At 35.0% G+C, this 16,596-nt stretch carries 17 protein-coding genes and 2 pseudogenes; 6 read left to right on the plus strand and 13 right to left on the minus strand.

Going from position 1 to position 16,596, the window contains the following annotated elements:
* Positions 1-191: 191 nt before the first annotated feature.
* Positions 192-353 (minus strand): annotated as a pseudogene (gene cas2 / locus C1A40_RS06260) (CRISPR-associated endonuclease Cas2); the annotation flags it as partial.
* A 175-nt stretch (positions 354-528) separates the two neighbouring features.
* Between cas2 and C1A40_RS06265 the strand changes: the two are divergent.
* Positions 529-1,260: an IS982 family transposase gene (locus C1A40_RS06265; RefSeq protein ID WP_102995150.1), complete on the plus strand. Its 732-nt coding sequence runs from the start codon at positions 529-531 to the stop codon at positions 1,258-1,260.
* A 334-nt stretch (positions 1,261-1,594) separates the two neighbouring features.
* Here C1A40_RS06265 and C1A40_RS06270 read toward each other — a convergent pair whose 3' ends face one another.
* Complete coding sequence (locus C1A40_RS06270) at positions 1,595-2,890, minus strand: IS1380 family transposase (protein ID WP_102995151.1); 1,296 nt, start codon at positions 2,888-2,890, stop codon at positions 1,595-1,597.
* A 503-nt stretch (positions 2,891-3,393) separates the two neighbouring features.
* On the opposite strand from C1A40_RS06270, the gene C1A40_RS06275 reads away from it, so the two are divergent.
* Complete coding sequence (locus C1A40_RS06275; protein ID WP_102995152.1) at positions 3,394-4,581, plus strand: HlyD family secretion protein; 1,188 nt, start codon at positions 3,394-3,396, stop codon at positions 4,579-4,581.
* A 67-nt stretch (positions 4,582-4,648) separates the two neighbouring features.
* Positions 4,649-5,017, plus strand: a complete 369-nt coding sequence (locus tag C1A40_RS06280; protein ID WP_102995153.1) for an HTH domain-containing protein — start codon at positions 4,649-4,651, stop codon at positions 5,015-5,017.
* A 159-nt stretch (positions 5,018-5,176) separates the two neighbouring features.
* Here the strand turns inward: C1A40_RS06280 and C1A40_RS06285 are convergent, their stop codons facing one another.
* The gene (locus tag C1A40_RS06285; RefSeq protein WP_102994338.1) at positions 5,177-6,376 is read right to left on the minus strand and encodes an IS4 family transposase; all 1,200 of its coding nucleotides are present in this window, start codon (positions 6,374-6,376) and stop codon (positions 5,177-5,179) included.
* A 93-nt stretch (positions 6,377-6,469) separates the two neighbouring features.
* Here C1A40_RS06285 and C1A40_RS06290 point away from each other — a divergent pair.
* Together C1A40_RS06290 and C1A40_RS06295 are read left to right on the plus strand one after the other, a co-directional pair.
* A pseudogene (locus tag C1A40_RS06290) lies at positions 6,470-7,387 on the plus strand (prolyl oligopeptidase family serine peptidase); the annotation flags it as partial.
* Positions 7,388-7,520: 133 nt separating this feature from the next.
* Entirely contained in the window at positions 7,521-8,432 is a 912-nt protein-coding gene (locus C1A40_RS06295) for an ABC transporter ATP-binding protein (RefSeq protein ID WP_102995154.1), read from the plus strand.
* A gap of 46 nt (positions 8,433-8,478) precedes the next feature.
* Here the strand turns inward: C1A40_RS06295 and C1A40_RS06300 are convergent, their stop codons facing one another.
* From C1A40_RS06300 to pdxA, 9 genes are all read right to left on the minus strand, one after another.
* Positions 8,479-9,246, minus strand: a complete 768-nt coding sequence (locus C1A40_RS06300; protein ID WP_102995155.1) for a M90 family metallopeptidase — start codon at positions 9,244-9,246, stop codon at positions 8,479-8,481.
* 184 nt (positions 9,247-9,430) lie between these two features.
* Complete coding sequence (locus C1A40_RS06305; RefSeq protein WP_102995156.1) at positions 9,431-9,889, minus strand: 3-oxoacyl-ACP synthase; 459 nt, start codon at positions 9,887-9,889, stop codon at positions 9,431-9,433.
* Complete coding sequence (mtgA, locus tag C1A40_RS06310) at positions 9,876-10,565, minus strand: monofunctional biosynthetic peptidoglycan transglycosylase (protein ID WP_102995157.1); 690 nt, start codon at positions 10,563-10,565, stop codon at positions 9,876-9,878. Before mtgA ends, C1A40_RS06305 begins: the two co-directional genes overlap by 14 nt.
* Before the next feature lie 85 nt (positions 10,566-10,650).
* Complete coding sequence (gene accC, locus C1A40_RS06315) at positions 10,651-11,994, minus strand: acetyl-CoA carboxylase biotin carboxylase subunit (protein ID WP_102995158.1); 1,344 nt, start codon at positions 11,992-11,994, stop codon at positions 10,651-10,653.
* Between the two features lie 45 nt (positions 11,995-12,039).
* Complete coding sequence (gene accB, locus C1A40_RS06320) at positions 12,040-12,522, minus strand: acetyl-CoA carboxylase biotin carboxyl carrier protein (protein WP_102995159.1); 483 nt, start codon at positions 12,520-12,522, stop codon at positions 12,040-12,042.
* A gap of 22 nt (positions 12,523-12,544) precedes the next feature.
* Positions 12,545-13,546, minus strand: a complete 1,002-nt coding sequence (locus tag C1A40_RS06325) for a beta-ketoacyl-ACP synthase III (protein ID WP_102995160.1) — start codon at positions 13,544-13,546, stop codon at positions 12,545-12,547.
* A 181-nt stretch (positions 13,547-13,727) separates the two neighbouring features.
* On the minus strand, positions 13,728-13,931 hold the full coding sequence (gene rpmF / locus C1A40_RS06330) for a 50S ribosomal protein L32 (RefSeq protein WP_067145427.1): 204 nt from the start codon (positions 13,929-13,931) through the stop codon (positions 13,728-13,730).
* A 9-nt stretch (positions 13,932-13,940) separates the two neighbouring features.
* Positions 13,941-14,486 (minus strand): YceD family protein, encoded by a 546-nt coding sequence (locus C1A40_RS06335; RefSeq protein WP_102995161.1) that lies wholly within the window; start codon positions 14,484-14,486, stop codon positions 13,941-13,943.
* A 124-nt stretch (positions 14,487-14,610) separates the two neighbouring features.
* Positions 14,611-15,663, minus strand: coding sequence for a 4-hydroxythreonine-4-phosphate dehydrogenase PdxA (gene pdxA / locus C1A40_RS06340; protein ID WP_102995162.1), 1,053 nt, complete (start codon positions 15,661-15,663; stop codon positions 14,611-14,613).
* A 66-nt stretch (positions 15,664-15,729) separates the two neighbouring features.
* Here pdxA and C1A40_RS06345 point away from each other — a divergent pair, with 66 nt between their 5' ends.
* Positions 15,730-16,323 carry a riboflavin synthase gene (locus C1A40_RS06345; protein WP_102995163.1) on the plus strand — a complete coding sequence of 198 codons (594 nt, stop codon included), beginning with the start codon at positions 15,730-15,732 and terminating at the stop codon, positions 16,321-16,323.
* 3 nt (positions 16,324-16,326) lie between these two features.
* On the opposite strand, the gene C1A40_RS06350 is transcribed toward C1A40_RS06345, so the two are convergent.
* A complete protein-coding gene (locus C1A40_RS06350; RefSeq protein ID WP_102995164.1) occupies positions 16,327-16,530 on the minus strand; it encodes a hypothetical protein in 204 nt (67 codons plus the stop codon).
* Between the last annotated feature and the right edge of the window lie 66 nt (positions 16,531-16,596).

Consider the following 16,596-nt stretch of genomic DNA (forward strand, 5'->3'; position numbering starts at 1 on the left):
AGTCAAATAAAGGTTTGGGGATTGTTTTTTAGAATGAAAAAAAGTAGCCCAATAATATAGGTATTAAAAAATAAATTTAAGTTTTAAAATTCTAAACTGGGGTGTTCGAACGGAGTCGAGAACAATATAATTGTATCTAATTACACGCATAACATCACGACTCCGCTTGAAGCACCTTTAAAAAGGTAATTTTAAAATAATTCTAATTGCTGGGTAACACCCGGTAAATCGGTAGGCTTTTTACCGTGAAACAGCTCCATATTACCAAACTGTTTATCGGTAATACACAAAACTCCTATTTTTCCGTGCTTAGGCAAGGCCTTTTTAACTCTTTTAATATGCACATTAGCATTTGGCTATTTCGGAGTGACCATGCCACGTATTTCGGTCAAACCGTGCCACTTTAAGAGATCATACAATAATAGTTAAATTTAATTAATACTACCCGTTGTGCATTATGATTTAAAAGAAAAAAGTTGTTCATCTTACTGAAAATCAGTAAATTGATTTAACTACAAATCATTAATAATGAACAACTTGAGTGCAAATTACGAAAGAATATTGGAAGTATTAAGAAAAATATCGAAAGAACAACTTTTAAGTTATCAAAGACGAAAACTAGTTAATAAGCTCAACAGTATCAGGTTAAGCTTAGCTTCCCATTTTAATGAATTTGAAGATTATTTTGTAGTAGATAGTATGCCTTTAGAAGTTTGTAAATTATCACGCAGTTCTCGTTCAAAGATTTGTAAAGAAAACACTTATGCATTTCCAGATAAAGGTTATTGTGCAGCTCAAAGTTCTAATTATTACGGTTATAAACTGCACGCTGTTTGTTCTGTAAATGGTGTCTTTCAAAGTATCGATTTGAGTCCAGCATCTGTACACGATATTAATTATCTTAAAGATATTAAGATGCAAATAAGCGATTGTACATTAATTGGTGATAAAGGCTATTTATCAACAGAAATACAGCTTAACTTGTTTGAAACCTGTAATATAACGCTAAATACACCTATGAGAAGCAATCAAAAAAATTACAAAGTACAGCCTTATGTATTTAGAAAAAAGAGGAAAAGGATAGAAACATTATTTTCACAACTTTGTGACCAATTTATGATAAGACGCAATTATGCTAAAACTTTTGAAGGTTTTAAAACAAGAATCGTAGCTAAGATAACTGCTTTAACAACTATTCAGTATATCAATAAGTTTATTTTTGGGAGAAACATTAATAATATTAAAATTAACATTATTTAAAATGCACAACGGGTTAAATGCATTATAATACTGTAAACAACATAAAGGTTTAGCTATTTATACTTAGGGTATAATGAGCAGTCCTATTTAGTTATTCGTGTTGCACGGACTACAACCTTAAATCCGTAGGTTGTAGTATTTTGCTTAGCTGTAATGATTTTTAGTAGTATTTCTCATTTTTTCAGGTGTTAAATGTTTGAAGTTTTTAAGGTTCTTGTGTTTGTGTTTGAACTGCTTGCTTACACAAGGAAGCTACTGTATATAGGACAGCCCCAACTTTGTTGGGGTTTAATTTTTTTCACACTAAACTGTTGGAGCTTGACACTTTTTTTGGTTAAGTTTTAAAGTGAATAATTCCATATATCCTTAACTTATATTGCCTAGCCGTTTTTATCCATTTGGCAGGAATGGATATAAATCTAAAGATAAATTTTTTAATTCTATAGTTTGCCTTTAAACCCTTAAACCGTTTGGAAAACCGTTCTATAATATACTGATACAAATTCCTGCACATAGCAGTAAATAACAGAAAAACTGTATTTTGCTCTAATTTTGAAAACGGCAAGTTGTTCCATCCAAAGTCATTCTTGAGAATATCAAATTCTTTTTCAATCGCTCCACGTTGATTGTAAAAATCAACAACTTCATTGATGGACATCGAAAAGTCGTTGGTCAATATCGCTGAATACAAATAAGCATCTTTAGTAAATAAATTTACCTGTTTGTCATTACGCTCTATTTTACTTACAACAAGCCTGTATTCCTTAGTTTTATGGAGTTGTTTTTTTCGTTTTAATGATCTTATAAAGGGAGTGAATTTTATTTCTCCTCTGAAAATTGTTTCGGAGCCGACCCCTTCTTCAGACCAGTTAGTTATTTCAGATATCCTTTTAGCCAATGCATCGCTCATACATGCTCTAATAAAGAATCGATTAACTTTTGTAGAAATAAAATCAACCACATTAACTTGATAAGAAGCTGCATCGGCTCTAAAAGCATCAATTTGTATTCCTTGATTTTCGAGTTCATAAAACATTCTAGTTAATGTTTCTAACTGTAAATCTTTGGCTGCACTATTTCCATTTCGATTTTCAACATAAACAATATTATTCTTAATTATCCCCACTCCTGGGCAGTATCCAGAGCCCTTTTTGTAAGTTCTTATGCTGTCTTTTTTATTGGTGTATAGAATCGTATTGTCATAATCTAAAATATGATCATTCGTGGTAGTTAAGTTCAACTTTTTCAATAACCTTAAATTCAACTCCTTTAAAGTAAAGTTCAAGCCAAATTGATGTAAACTAGTACCTCTGGGTAATGTAAAAAGGTCTTTTGTCTGTGATAATTCTTTGAACCTATCAAGAATCCTATCAGGACTTGGTACTTTAAAAAAAGGATTGTCTCTTAGATGTTCTTTTAAGTTCAACGAGATATCTTCAATACAATCTCCTCCACAAAAATAGATAGACCAAAAGGAATATAATAAGTCTTTCCAACTATAAGAAGCTTGCTGAACAATATGAGGTAAATTGTTTTCAAGCAATGTGCCTAAACCAAGCTGTTCAAACTCATTGATAACAAAATTTAATCCCCCAAAAGGGTTAATACGTTGAGATTTTATTATTTTCATAATGTGTTTTTTGTAGCAACACCAATTTAGGTGAAAACACACAAAACCGCAAACCTTTGTAAACAAATAGTTTGCGGTTGTTTTTTACTCTGTACCTACGGATTTAAGGTACAAGTCCGCGCTATCGGGGTTACATTTCTGCATTTTTTAATGTACTAAACTGGAACGAAGTTGAAAAACGTTACGCAGCAGCGAAATAATAAGCTTAGATAGCTTTTAAAATACGGAATCGTCTGGAGCTTTTTGCTTTAGGCGATTTTTTTGTTTTACTTCAAGTTGAAGATTTTCTTGTTGAAAGGTTGTTTTAATGAAAATAATTAAATGGTTTAATACTATTTTTTCATTTACTATTTTTCTTTTATAAAAGTAGGAAAAAACTTCACCTGCTTGTTTCTTTTTTTTTCATTTGAAGCGAAGATAATTGCATTTGCTATTATTTACTCTCTCATTTTTTTTACTTTTTCGGGATTATTTGATGATTAATTGTTGCAAAACAGTTTATTATGAAAGACCTATTTCCTAAAGAAATTTTAAGTAGCACTACCGAAGTCCATCAGTTTATGCATGGCAAAAAAAGTCAGATTATTTATAGTGTTATTTTAATAACCTTACTTGTGGTTATTTGTTTATTGCCAGTGTTAAAGGTTTCTATTTACACCAGTGCAAGGGGCATTGTAAGGCCAGATAAAGAGCGTTTTACTTTACAAGTCCCAAATTCGGGTAAAATTACACATGTAAATTTAAAAAATAACACAGAGGTCACTAAAGGGGATACCCTTTTGGTTATGGACAATGCTATCATCCTTGAAAAATACAATTTAGCGCAGCAGCAAATTGTTGATCTGAGTGCGTTTGTTGAAGATTTATCGTATTTGTTGAATACCAAAAATGTTAAGTTAACAGAACTTCAATCAGGGAAATATAAAAAAGAGTATCTGTTATACAAACAGAAAAAATTAGAGTTACGTACCCGACTTAATAAACTTAAAATCGATAAAGAGCGCAGTGCCAAGCTATTTGATAAAGGTGTTATTGCAAGGGTGGAATTTGAAGATACTAATTTTGAGTACGATTTGGCTTTAAGCAATTTCAATCAATTAAACCAACAACAGTTTAGTACCTGGCAATCTAGTTTAACAGAATTCCAAAACAAGCTACTAGAATTAAAAAGTACTAGCGCACAGCTTGAAAAAAACAAGTCGCAATTTGTGATAACCGCACCAATTACTGGAGTTTTAATTAATACCGCTGCTATGGAGGTGGGCAGCTATTTAAATGCCGGACAAACCTTTGTGGACATTTCACCAAACACCAACTTATTAGTAGAGTGTTATATATCGCCTCAAGATATAGGCTTGTTAAAAATGGATAACGAAGTTCATTTTCAATTAGATGCTTTTAATTACAACCAATGGGGCTTAGCCACAGGCCGTGTTACCGATATAGGGAAGGATGTAGAAATAATAAACAACACCTCTATGTTTAAAGTCTTGTGTCAGCTACATAATAAAGAGTTGCAACTTAAAAATGGTTTTGTTGGCAAACTAAAAAAAGGAATGACACTAAGTGCTCAATTTAAATTAGCTAAACGCAGCCTATTTGACTTGTTGTACGACAAGGTAGATAATTGGTTAAACCCAAGCGCGAAGTCCTTTGCTGATACAAATCAAGTAACCATGACGAAGCTTTAAATTGCTTTTACATGAACGCATAGTAATTCCTAAAACAAAACAAACCAGAATAAACTAACCAATAAAAATGAAAAACCTAAAAAACTTAGAGCGGTTGCAGCAATTGCATCAACGTATAAGTCAGGAAAACACCGGAACACCTAAGGAATTAGCGCATAACATGCGCATTAGCGAGCGTACAGTATATAAACTCATCGAGCAATTAAAGGATTTAACAGCACCAATATGCTACAACCGTAAGCGCAAAACCTATTTTTATTGCGACGATTTTGAGTTGCAAGTAAGTATATCGGTAACCGCATTAAGTAATAACGAAGCCATTGAGGTTTTTGGCGGCAGCTATTTTTTAAAGAAAAATACTTCACTGCAAGGTTTGTGCAGTGAACGCGTTTACTTTAGCCATACCAAAACAAAAGCGCTGGACGCAGTGAGCTAGTTAGACGTAACTATTTTTTTGTGGCGGTATGAAATAATTGTATAACAAATTAAATATTTTTTTATTATTGTTGTCCGATAAAAAACAGAATTAGCTAAAAAAGCTTTGGTGTTGGCCTTTTTTATTGATCGCACTCTTTATTTTGAAAACAGAACCTCCTTATGGGTCAAAAAGGCTTAATTGCCCAATGTTTTTGGTTGTAATCTCTTCCCAATTAGCTTCTGGGTTTTTCAGGAATTTGAACAAATCGATATATGTCATCAAATGGTATCGTATGACGGACATCATATTGGAATAAGCCCAGTTTCTTTGGGCTTTTCTTTGGATCACAAGCATAATGAGCTGGATTATCAAACTGACCCAGATTTGTATTTCGATGGCATTTTGATTGTCTCCCAAAAAATACTTTAGCGGAAAGTTCTGTTTAAGCCGCTTGAACATCGTCTCAATCTGCCACCTATTTTTATAGATGTCGGCTATTTTGTCTGCATCAAGATCATAATTATTAGTGATGAACTCATAAACTTTTTGGTGCTTTTCGTGCCAAAAAGCGATTCTCCTCAGGGAAAAAGCATTGCCGTTTTTGTCCGTAAGCCCTATTTTTTCGTCCTTTAAGACAGCATCGTCCACTTTATTGGAGATATCAAACTCTTCAAGGCTTGTATAGCGAGCATTGTCCTTTTGCCGAGTCACAAAGTAAACATCTTCCAGTGTCCATTTTTGGTATTGCTCATAATCCACATACCCTTTGTCAAAAACCACATAAGAGCCCTTCTTGAGTTCCAGGTCTTTTAAAAAGGTGTGGTCGTGCGTGGCCGCGCTTGAAAACTTAATCAGACAAGGAACGTCTTCCATGGCGTTTATCATAGTATGCATCTTGATACCTCCTTTCTTTTTGCCGTTGAGCGGGTTCCTTCCTACACCTTTAAGAATGTCACTAAATAGGGGGATGGTCGAGGAATCAACGATTTTAAGGTTCTTCACTGCAGGTTCTAAGGGTCTGCTGTCCGATAAAAAGCGATGGTAACGTTTGTAGAGTAAATGATAAATATCGGCAAATACTTCAGAGCTTCTTCTCCTGTTAGCATCTGACAAGGTACTGCGTTTTGGAAAGTCCGTGAGTCCTAGATGGTTGATCTTTCCCTCGCAGGCAAGCATAATACTGGAAACCTCACGAAGTGAGCTACAGCCACTGATCACGGTAAATACCATAGTGGCCAAATGCTCATAGGTGGTAAACTTTTTGGTATAGCGATCGCTGTTGTGCTTTTTGGCTGTCCGATGAACATCTTTGGGCAAAATGAAATTTAATACCTGTTTGATTATGGGTTGTCCGCTAAAGTTTTTACTTTTATTCATATCTTGGATGTGTGATAACTTCAAGATACAAAATAAGCGGGAAATCCTATCTTGGAAATCCCGCTTTTTAAATCTTTTATCGGACACTAATGATTTACAAACTACAACACACCATTAAGCATCTACGCCTTAGATCTTGAAACTGGCGAAACAGCATTATACTGGAAACCTGCTATCGATTTTAATAGTGCCGATTACGAAAGTCACCAAGTATTTTACACCTCAAAAGATGGCACTAAAATCCCCATGATGATTACCTATAAAAAAGGCCTAGAATTAAACGGTAAAAACCCAACCATGCTTTATGCCTATGGTGGTTTCAACATTAGTTTAACTCCAACCTTTAGCGTTCCTAATGTTGTATGGATGGAGCAAGGTGGTATCTATGCCGTACCTAACCTACGTGGTGGAGGCGAATACGGAAAAGCATGGCACGATGCTGGAACAAAAATGCAAAAACAAAATGTATTTGACGATTTTATAGCTGCTGGCGAATACTTGATTAAAAACAACTACACGTCTTCAAAGTTCTTAGCAGTAAGAGGTGGATCAAATGGAGGTTTACTTGTTGGAGCCACCTTAACACAACGACCAGATCTTATGCAAGTTGCCTTACCTGCGGTTGGTGTTTTAGATATGTTACGATACCATACCTTTACGGCTGGTGCCGGTTGGGCCTATGATTATGGTACAGCAGAAGACAGTAAAGAGATGTGCGAATACCTTAAAAAATATTCACCTGTTCACAACGTGAAAAAAGGCTTTGAATATCCTGCGACCCTAATCACAACTGGCGATCATGACGACCGCGTGGTTCCTGCACATAGTTTTAAATTTGCTGCTGCTTTACAAGCCAAACAAGTTGGAAAACATCCCGTTTTAATTCGTATTGAAACCGATGCGGGCCATGGCGCTGGAACACCTATTAGTAAATCTATTGAGCAATATGCCGATATTTTTGGCTTTACCTTATACAATATGAAATTTAAAAGCTTACCGAATAAAATATAAACATGTTTATATAAATAATACCTTTGAGCCAAATTCTAAATTAGAGGATTTGGCTCATTTATTTTAACCATCCTTGTATAATTTTAAAACCTCAAACGATTTTTATCGTCTTAATTATTAGGACTTCTTCTATATGCTACGCGTTAATCAACTTACTTTTTCTTATCATAAAAAACCTGTTTTAGCCAATATTTCATTTCAGGTGAAACCGGGTGAAAACTTAGCCATTATTGGAGAAAGCGGTTGCGGAAAAAGCACCCTTTTAAAACTTTTGTATGGTGAATATGATTTGGATGGCGGACATATTTTTTGGAAGGAAGACGAAATTCTAGGGCCCAAATACAACTTGGTAGTTGGCTACGATTTCATGAAATATGTGGCACAAGAATTCGATTTGATGCCCTATACCTCGGTAGCCGAAAATATTGGGAAATTCCTATCTAATTTCTTTCCTGAAGAAAAAAAAGAACGCACTGCCGAACTTCTTGAAGTGGTAGAACTTACAGCTTTCGCAAAAACCAAAGTAAAACTTTTAAGTGGCGGACAAAAACAGCGGGTAGCCATAGCGCGGGCTTTAGCAAAACAACCTGAAATCATGCTTTTAGATGAACCTTTTAGCCATATTGATAATTTCAAAAAGCAAAGTTTAAGACGGAATGTGTTTCAATATCTGAAGAAAAAAAACATCAGCTGTATCGTAGCCACTCATGATAAAGAGGATGTATTAGGTTTTGCCGATCAAATGATCGTTTTAAGCGATCATAAAATCTTAGAGCACAATACCCCTGAAAAACTTTTTAAAAGCCCTAAAACCCCCTTAATCGCGTCTTTTTTCGGAGAATTTAATACTATTGAAGGTGATTTAATCTATGCCCATCAATTGCAAGTGGTAAATCGTTCCAATCTAAAGGCCACTATAAAGCGCTCTTATTATAAAGGACATTTCTATTTGGTGGAAGCCGATTTAAAAGGTCAAACTATATTTTTTGAGCATGATAAGACCTTAATGGCTTCTGATGAGGTATATCTTGAGGTGAATAAATAAGAATTATCTAAAGAAAAAACTTAAAGCTAACTGAAAGGACCTAGTTTCATTTTTTAGTATGAAAACTCATTTGAAGCATACGGTATAATTCAGGATGCTTCCTTTGCATGAGCTTAGGATTTTCAAAGAAATACTCGGAAGCTACAGCAAAAAATTCCGCTTGATTGGTTCCTCCATAACTTCTTATATCCGATTTGTTTTTATGTATGGCTTCCATTTCTTTATGAATAAGATTTAGCCACGGAATACTGTAACTGTGTTTCATAATATACTCTGGAACACCATCGGTAGCGCCATCCATTTTATCTATGAGATGTACAAATTCATGAATGGCAGTATTGCTTTTATCGGTCGCATTAGAAAACCCGTGATGTAAAGCCTTCCTAGAAAGTATCATTTGCTTTTCTAAACGGCCAGTACCAACCATGCCCATAATATTTCGATGCTCGTTTTTATGTCCAAATTCATAATCGGCATTAAAATTATCCGGATATAATATAACACCGCTCAAATTGGTATAATGCCATTCTGGAAATCCGAATACAGGAATAACAGCACTTGCCGCAACTAATACTCGATCTAAATCCTCTAAGTCAAACGCAACCGCCTCAATATGCACTTCATTTAGAAAAATCATGATACGATTTTCAAAGTCCCTTCTCTGTTTGGGTGTTAAATCCTTATAAAAGGTAACATGCTCTACTAAAAGCTGTTTCCATCCCTCAGGAAAAGAGTCAGGCTTTTTTGTTTTTAACAAACGAAAAGCAAAAATGATTACAGCGATCAAGCATAAAAATGAAAAAGTATAAACCATAGACAGTCTTTTCAAAAAACGAGACAAGTTAATATAAATAACTTAGTGTTCAAGATTTTCTAAGGTACAAGGCTAAAAGATAGATAAGGTTATATAATCAATTCAAAAAGTTCGATACTCATAACTTCAACATTTACAACCTGCCGTATCCACTGTATTATTTTTATAATATGAATTGAAACGTTTAAAACACCTGCGTAATAATAAAACGCTGATCCCTAAAGGTGATGCTATCATTTACAGTATGCCCCATTAATAATTGCCCAATAGGTGTGTTTGAAGATATCGCATAAAAACGCTCTTCCTCAACTTTTAGCACGCCCGCACTAATAGCAATAAAATAGTTGGCTTGACTGGTATAAACCACACTCCCTAAACCGATCTGTTTAGACACTTTACTCAAATTGACCTTATCCAGAATTTCTTTAGTTTTTTGAATTTCGGCCCATTGATTTCCTGCTTTCTCGCGTTCCAATTGAAGCATGGCTCTGCCCGTTTCATGTTTATCGCCTGCACTACTTTTAGTTTCGGAAGTTAAAGACTCTTGAATTTCGGAGATGGTTTTCTGAATGGTTTTAAAGCGATCATCAATAAAATCGCAACATAAACGGTATAATGCCTCCTTAATTTTAGCGCTTGCCATGATCCTTTTCTTTAAACTTTAAAGGGCCAAAATAGCGCATTTGCTTCACAATCCACGCTTTTCTAGACTCCATGTAAGCTGTGGCTGGAGAAGCTCTATATTTTCTCGGATTTGGTAATATAGCCGCAATGGCAGCCGCTTCATATTGTGATAGGTTTTTAGCCGGTTTTTTAAACCAATACTTCGAAGCTGCTTCGGCTCCATAAATACCTTTTCCCATTTCAATACTGTTTAAATACACTTCTAAAATGCGCTGTTTAGACCAGCACAATTCTATTAAAAAAGTGAAATAGGTTTCAAAACCTTTTCTAACCCAGCTACGTTCTGGCCAAAGAAATACATTTTTAGCCGTTTGCTGACTTATAGTACTTCCGCCTCGCAAGCGTTTTCCTTTTTGGCTAGATGAAATTGCTTTTTCTATAGCTTTATAATCTAAACCTGAGTGTTTTAAAAAATTTTGATCTTCACTACAAATGACTGCACGTTGTAAATTAGTAGAAATGTCATCTATAGGAACCCAATCATGTTTTAATACTTTGGAGGAATCGTTTTCAAAATAACGAATAACCATTAACGGGGTGAATGGCACGGGCACAAATTTATACAGGAGCACTAAAGCCAGTGTAAACACAACAAACCAAAAGCAAATTTTAAACAGAAATCTAAAAAAACGCATAAGTAGATACTAAAAATTTGACTGTAAAAATAAGGCATAAAAAAACTCCGAAAGCAATTTCGGAGTTTTATTCTATATGGTTTTACTATTCCTTTTTCATAACAAAATCTTCCATAAACTTAGTGGTATAATTACCAGCTAAATAATCTGGGTGATCCATTAATTGTCTGTGGAAAGGAATGGTTGTTTTAATGCCTTCAATCACGAACTCATCTAAAGCACGCTTCATTTTATTAATCGCCTCTTCTCTAGTTTGCGCCGTTGTAATTAACTTAGCAATCATCGAATCGTAGTTTGGCGGAATCGCATACCCTGCATATACATGAGTATCTAAACGCACACCATGACCTCCAGGAGCATGTAACGTAGTAATCATTCCAGGCGATGGTCTAAAACCATTAAAAGGATCTTCAGCATTAATACGACATTCTATAGAGTGTAATTTTGGTAAATAGTTTTTACCAGAAATTGGCACACCTGCAGCTACTAAAATTTGCTCACGAATTAAATCAAAATCGATCACTTGTTCAGTAATAGGGTGCTCTACTTGAATACGGGTATTCATTTCCATGAAATAGAAGTTTCTGTGCTTATCTACCAAAAACTCAATGGTACCGGCGCCTTCATATTTGATGTACTCTGCCGCTTTTACTGCCGCTTCACCCATTTTTTTACGCAATGCAGGCGTCATAAATGGTGAAGGTACTTCTTCCGTTAATTTTTGATGACGACGTTGTACCGAGCAATCTCTTTCAGATAAGTGACACGCACGACCTGTAGAATCTCCAACAATTTGAATTTCAATATGTCTTGGCTCTTCAATAAGCTTTTCCATGTACATATCGTCGTTACCAAAGGCGGCTTTCGACTCTTGTCTTGCCGAGTCCCAAGCTGCTTTTAAATCTTCTTTTTTGAAAACGCCACGCATCCCTTTTCCTCCACCACCGGCAGAAGCTTTCAGCATGACTGGGTAACCTGTTTCTTCAGCAATTCTTTCGCAATCTTCATAAGATTCAATAACCCCATCACTACCTGGAACACAAGGAACACCTGCAGCTTTCATAGTTGCTTTAGCATTCGCTTTATCTCCCATACGGTCAATCATTTCTGGAGAGGCACCGATAAATTTAATACCGTGCTCTTCACAAATTCTTGAGAATTTAGCGTTTTCAGACAAAAATCCGTAACCTGGATGAATGGCATCTGCGTTAGTTATTTCTGCAGCAGATATAATATTTGACATCTTTAAATAAGACTCGCTACTGGCTGCTGGTCCAATACAAACCGCTTCGTCGGCGAACTTTACATGTAGACTTTCTTCGTCGACTGTAGAATATACAGCCACGGTTTTAATGCCCATTTCTTTACAGGTTCTAATAACACGTAGTGCTATTTCACCTCTATTGGCTATTAATATTTTTTTAAACATAACTTTGTAAAAATTATGAATTCTGAATTCAGAATTCTGAATTCATTAAGATGGATCTACTAAAAATAATGGTTGATCAAATTCAACTGGTGAAGAATCATCAACTAATATTTTAACGATCTTTCCTGAAACTTCAGACTCAATTTCATTGAATAGTTTCATGGCTTCAATAATACAAAGGACATCACCTTCGGCTATAGTCTGTCCAACCTCAACAAATAATGGTTTATCTGGAGATGGCTTTCTATAGAAAGTTCCAATAATTGGAGATTTGATAGTTATATATTTCGAATCCTCATCGGCAGGAGCAGCAGCTACAGGAGCGGCAGCAGGAGCCGAGGCTTCCACTACAGGAGCAGCGACAACAGGTGGCGCTAATTGAGGTGCAGGTACTTGGTGAACAATAGTTGTGTCTGACTCAGACCCAGTTCTAATGGTGATTTTAATATCATCCATTTCTAGTTTAACTTCGCTTGCACCAGACTTGGCAACAAACTTAATTAAATTCTGAATTTCTTTTATATCCATAATATTGCTAATTATTTAGTGGTTAGTTTTTAGAGTCGTATGCCCATTTTAAATAAATAGACCCCCAATTAAATCCGCCTCCAAAAGCGGCAAATATAACATTATCTCCCTTTTTTAATTGCGATTCATAATCATTTATTAATAAAGGTAAAGTTGCTGATGTGGTATTCCCGTATTTGTGAATATTAATCATAACCTTTTCTTCGTCTAACTCAATACGTTGGGCCGTAGCATCGATAATGCGTTTATTCGCTTGATGCGCTGCTAACCAATCAACGGTATCTTTGGTTAAATTATTACGTTCCAGTATTTTTTCTGCGGCATCGGCCATGTTAAAAACGGCATTTTTGAATACGGTTCGTCCTTCTTGAAAAGCGTAGTGACCACCTTTTTCAAGAACTTCAGCAGTTAATGCATGCGATGAACCACCATAAGTGGCTTGTAAAAATTCACGTCCAGTACCATCACTTCTTAAATATTCATCTTTAAGACCGTAACCTTCATCGTTAGCTTCAAACAACACCGCTCCAGCACCATCACCAAAAATGATACACGTAGCTCTATCTTTATAATTAATTATTGACGACATCTTATCGGCTCCAATAAGTAATACATTTTTATACCTTCCAGATTCAATGTAACTGGCTGCAACCGACATTCCAAATAAGAAACTAGAACAGGCGGCATCCATATCAAATGAAAAGGCATTGGTTGCACCAATCTCAGAAGCTGTATAAGAAGCTGTTGAGGCTGCTTTCATATCTGGTGTCGCTGTTGCAACAATAACCAACTCGATAGATTTGGGATCTAAATTGTTTTTCTCAATAAGATTTTGGGCTGCTTTTATAGCCAAGTAAGAAGTACCTTTACCATCATCTTTAAGAATACGGCGTTCTTTAATACCTGTTCTGGATGTAATCCATTCATCATTGGTATCAACCATCGTTTCAAGAATTTGATTGGTTAATACGTATTCTGGCACATATGCACCTACAGCTGTGATTGCCGCTGAGATTTTACTCATAACTTTATAGTTAATTTGACCAAAAATTTATTAAAAATGGACAAAAACGTTCAAAATTTGGCGAAAACTACTAAATTCTGAAATAATATTCCGCAAATTACGCGTTTTTGTTAATCATAAAAATTAATTCATAAAAAAAACGCTCATAAATGAGCGTTTTTTAATATGCATGCATAGCTAATTATGCCACATTTTCTATTTCTGCAGAATTATCAATCAATACTTGACCTCTGTAGTATAATTTTCCTTCATGCCAATGCGCTCTGTGATATAGATGCGCCTCACCTGTTGTAGGGCATGTAGCAATCTGTGGCGCAGTTGCTTTATAATGTGTTCTTCTCTTATCTCTTCTTGTTTTCGAGATTTTTCTCTTAGGATGTGCCATTTTAAGTTTCTATTTATCCGTTAATAATTTCTTTAATGTATTCCAGCGAGGATCCATATCCTCTAACTCCACTTTCGTTTCGTCTTCCTTAAGCTTAGGGCTTAGTTCTTCTAATTTTTTGAGTATTTCCGAATCTAACGTGCCATCTTCAACACCTGGATGTATGCGTTTAATAGGAACAGCAAGAATAATTAACTCATAAATATATTGCTGAATATTAACTTCATAACTTCCATGAGGAAGAATTAATAAGTCAATGTTTTCATCATTATACTCATCACCAAACTTGACTACCAAATCAAAATCGTTTTCGATATCTTGATTATAAGGTTCGTTAGTGAGATCACAATGGACATTAACCCATCCAGAAATTTTAAAATGTAATTCTAATAAAGTTGACTTTTTTTCTAAAACTAAATCAACATTTACTTTAACATCATTAAAATCTTCATACTCAAAATGTTCAAAGAACGATTGCTCAATGTCATACTCAAAATGATGCTTGCCAATTTTTAACCCTACAAATGGAATTGTAAACTCTTTTAACGACTTCATAATCACATCTATTTTGAGCCCGCAAATATATAAATTTTTATTTACGGAGCATTACTTATTAACATTTTTTTGTTTATATCTTAAATTATTTTGGTTTTACCCAAAAAAACTAGCAATCAAGAGGTTAACGACGCTCACTACGCGAGGCCTTTTTTAGGGGATTTGCAGTGAGTTCTTCATAATCGGTTCGGTTCTTAAATATTTGCATAGCACTGTAGACGGCTTCTTTAAAAGAATTTTCATCGGCCACACCTTTTCCTGCAATTTCATAAGCTGTCCCATGATCGGGCGATGTTCTAACTTTATTTAAACCAGCTGTATAATTAACGCCTTGACCAAAGGATAAGGTTTTAAAAGGAATTAATCCTTGATCGTGATACGAGGCAATAATAGCATCAAAGTTTTTATAATTATTAGAACCAAAAAAACTATCGGCTGCATAAGGTCCATATACCAACTTACCACTTTCTTTTATTTTTTGCAAAGTTGGTCGTAAAACAACATCGTCTTCATGCCCAATAACACCATTGTCGCCAGTATGTGGGTTAATCCCTAAAACAGCAATTTTAGGTTTTTGAATTTTAAAATCCTTTTTTAGGGATTCGTAAACGGTATTAATTTTTTGCTCGATTCGTTTTGGCGTAATGTGGCTGGCTACATCTTTAACAGGCACATGATCGGTAAGTAAGCCCACTCTAAATCCGTTATGAATCATAAACATTAAGCTTTCTCCTTCTAATTCTTGAGCCAAATAATCGGTATGCCCAGGGAACTTAAAAGCTTCCGATTGAATGTTATGTTTATTTATAGGTGCTGTTACTAGCACATTAACAAAACCTTCCTTTAAAGCCTTTGTAGCTGCCTCCAACGATTTAATAGCAAAGGCACCTATATTAAGGTCTTCTTTACCAAATTCAATTTTAACAGGATCATTCCAACAATTAAAAACATTAACCTTTCCAGCAGCAATCTGATCTAAATCTTTTATACTATTAAAATTTATTTCCGATTTAAAATGCGTTTTATAAAAAGTCATGACTTTAAACGAAGCAAAAATTACGGGCGTACAAAAATCTAAAATCCTTGCATCTTCAAATGTTTTTAAAACAATTTCTCCACCAATGCCGTTTAAATCACCTATGGATATTCCTACTACTATATTTTCTGTCTCCGTCATTAAATAATGATAACTTTTGTTTGTAATTTTGATGCAGCAAATTTAATTAAATAAACCCACAATATTATGTTTACTGGAATTATTGAAACGATTGGTACGGTTTCTCATTTAGAAAATGAACTAGACAACCTACATATCACTATAAAAAGCAGCATCACATCCGAATTAAAAATCGATCAAAGTGTGGCACATAATGGTGTTTGTTTAACTGTGGTGAAGATTGATGAAGACGCCTATACTGTAACAGCCATTAAAGAAACCTTAAACAAAACAAACCTAGGTACTTTAAAAATTGATGATGCCGTCAATTTAGAGCGCGCCATGAAACTTGGCGACCGACTTGATGGTCATATCGTACAAGGTCACGTAGATCAAACCGCTGTGTGTACGGAAGTGAAAGAAGAAAATGGCAGTTGGATATTTACTTTTAAATATGATGCAGCTTTAAACAACATCACTATCGAAAAAGGCTCGATAACTGTAAACGGCACGAGTTTAACCGTTGTAAACTCACAAAAAGACCAATTTAGCGTTGCCATAATACCCTACACTTACGAACACACAAATTTTAAAACCTTTAAAAAAGGTAGTGTTGTAAATTTAGAATTTGATGTTTTAGGAAAGTATGTGGCGCGTTTAAACGATCTAAGTAAGGAATAAAAACTACTTCTCTTTATTAAAAAGTGTCTTTTTAGCCCCATAGGCTATAGCGACAACTATACCAGCAATAATGCCGCCGTCTATAGGAAGACCTGGAGGTGGGGGTGGAGCTGGGACAGGGGGGTCTTGAACCAAAGCTGTTCCGGTAAAACTTACTATTAAAAATAAGCCAAATAGAACTCCTCTTTTAAATTGTCTGTCTTTCATACGCGAACAAATTTAAAAAAAAATATCAGTAAACGATATTAACATAAAATTATTTTTCCATTAGAG

The organism is Tamlana carrageenivorans, assembly GCF_002893765.1.
Classification (GTDB): Bacteria; Bacteroidota; Bacteroidia; order Flavobacteriales; family Flavobacteriaceae; genus Pseudotamlana; species Pseudotamlana carrageenivorans.

Coding starts and splice junctions, on each gene's coding strand:
- C1A40_RS06265 (WP_102995150.1), top strand. CDS start 529: ATGAACAACTTGAGTGCAAATTACGAAAGAATATTGGAAGTATTAAGA.
- C1A40_RS06270 (WP_102995151.1), bottom strand. CDS start 2,890: ATGAAAATAATAAAATCTCAACGTATTAACCCTTTTGGGGGATTAAAT.
- C1A40_RS06275 (WP_102995152.1), top strand. CDS start 3,394: ATGAAAGACCTATTTCCTAAAGAAATTTTAAGTAGCACTACCGAAGTC.
- C1A40_RS06280 (WP_102995153.1), top strand. CDS start 4,649: ATGAAAAACCTAAAAAACTTAGAGCGGTTGCAGCAATTGCATCAACGT.
- C1A40_RS06285 (WP_102994338.1), bottom strand. CDS start 6,376: ATGAATAAAAGTAAAAACTTTAGCGGACAACCCATAATCAAACAGGTA.
- C1A40_RS06295 (WP_102995154.1), top strand. CDS start 7,521: ATGCTACGCGTTAATCAACTTACTTTTTCTTATCATAAAAAACCTGTT.
- C1A40_RS06300 (WP_102995155.1), bottom strand. CDS start 9,246: ATGGTTTATACTTTTTCATTTTTATGCTTGATCGCTGTAATCATTTTT.
- C1A40_RS06305 (WP_102995156.1), bottom strand. CDS start 9,889: ATGGCAAGCGCTAAAATTAAGGAGGCATTATACCGTTTATGTTGCGAT.
- mtgA (WP_102995157.1), bottom strand. CDS start 10,565: ATGCGTTTTTTTAGATTTCTGTTTAAAATTTGCTTTTGGTTTGTTGTG.
- accC (WP_102995158.1), bottom strand. CDS start 11,994: ATGTTTAAAAAAATATTAATAGCCAATAGAGGTGAAATAGCACTACGT.
- accB (WP_102995159.1), bottom strand. CDS start 12,522: ATGGATATAAAAGAAATTCAGAATTTAATTAAGTTTGTTGCCAAGTCT.
- C1A40_RS06325 (WP_102995160.1), bottom strand. CDS start 13,546: ATGAGTAAAATCTCAGCGGCAATCACAGCTGTAGGTGCATATGTGCCA.
- rpmF (WP_067145427.1), bottom strand. CDS start 13,931: ATGGCACATCCTAAGAGAAAAATCTCGAAAACAAGAAGAGATAAGAGA.
- C1A40_RS06335 (WP_102995161.1), bottom strand. CDS start 14,486: ATGAAGTCGTTAAAAGAGTTTACAATTCCATTTGTAGGGTTAAAAATT.
- pdxA (WP_102995162.1), bottom strand. CDS start 15,663: ATGACGGAGACAGAAAATATAGTAGTAGGAATATCCATAGGTGATTTA.
- C1A40_RS06345 (WP_102995163.1), top strand. CDS start 15,730: ATGTTTACTGGAATTATTGAAACGATTGGTACGGTTTCTCATTTAGAA.
- C1A40_RS06350 (WP_102995164.1), bottom strand. CDS start 16,530: ATGAAAGACAGACAATTTAAAAGAGGAGTTCTATTTGGCTTATTTTTA.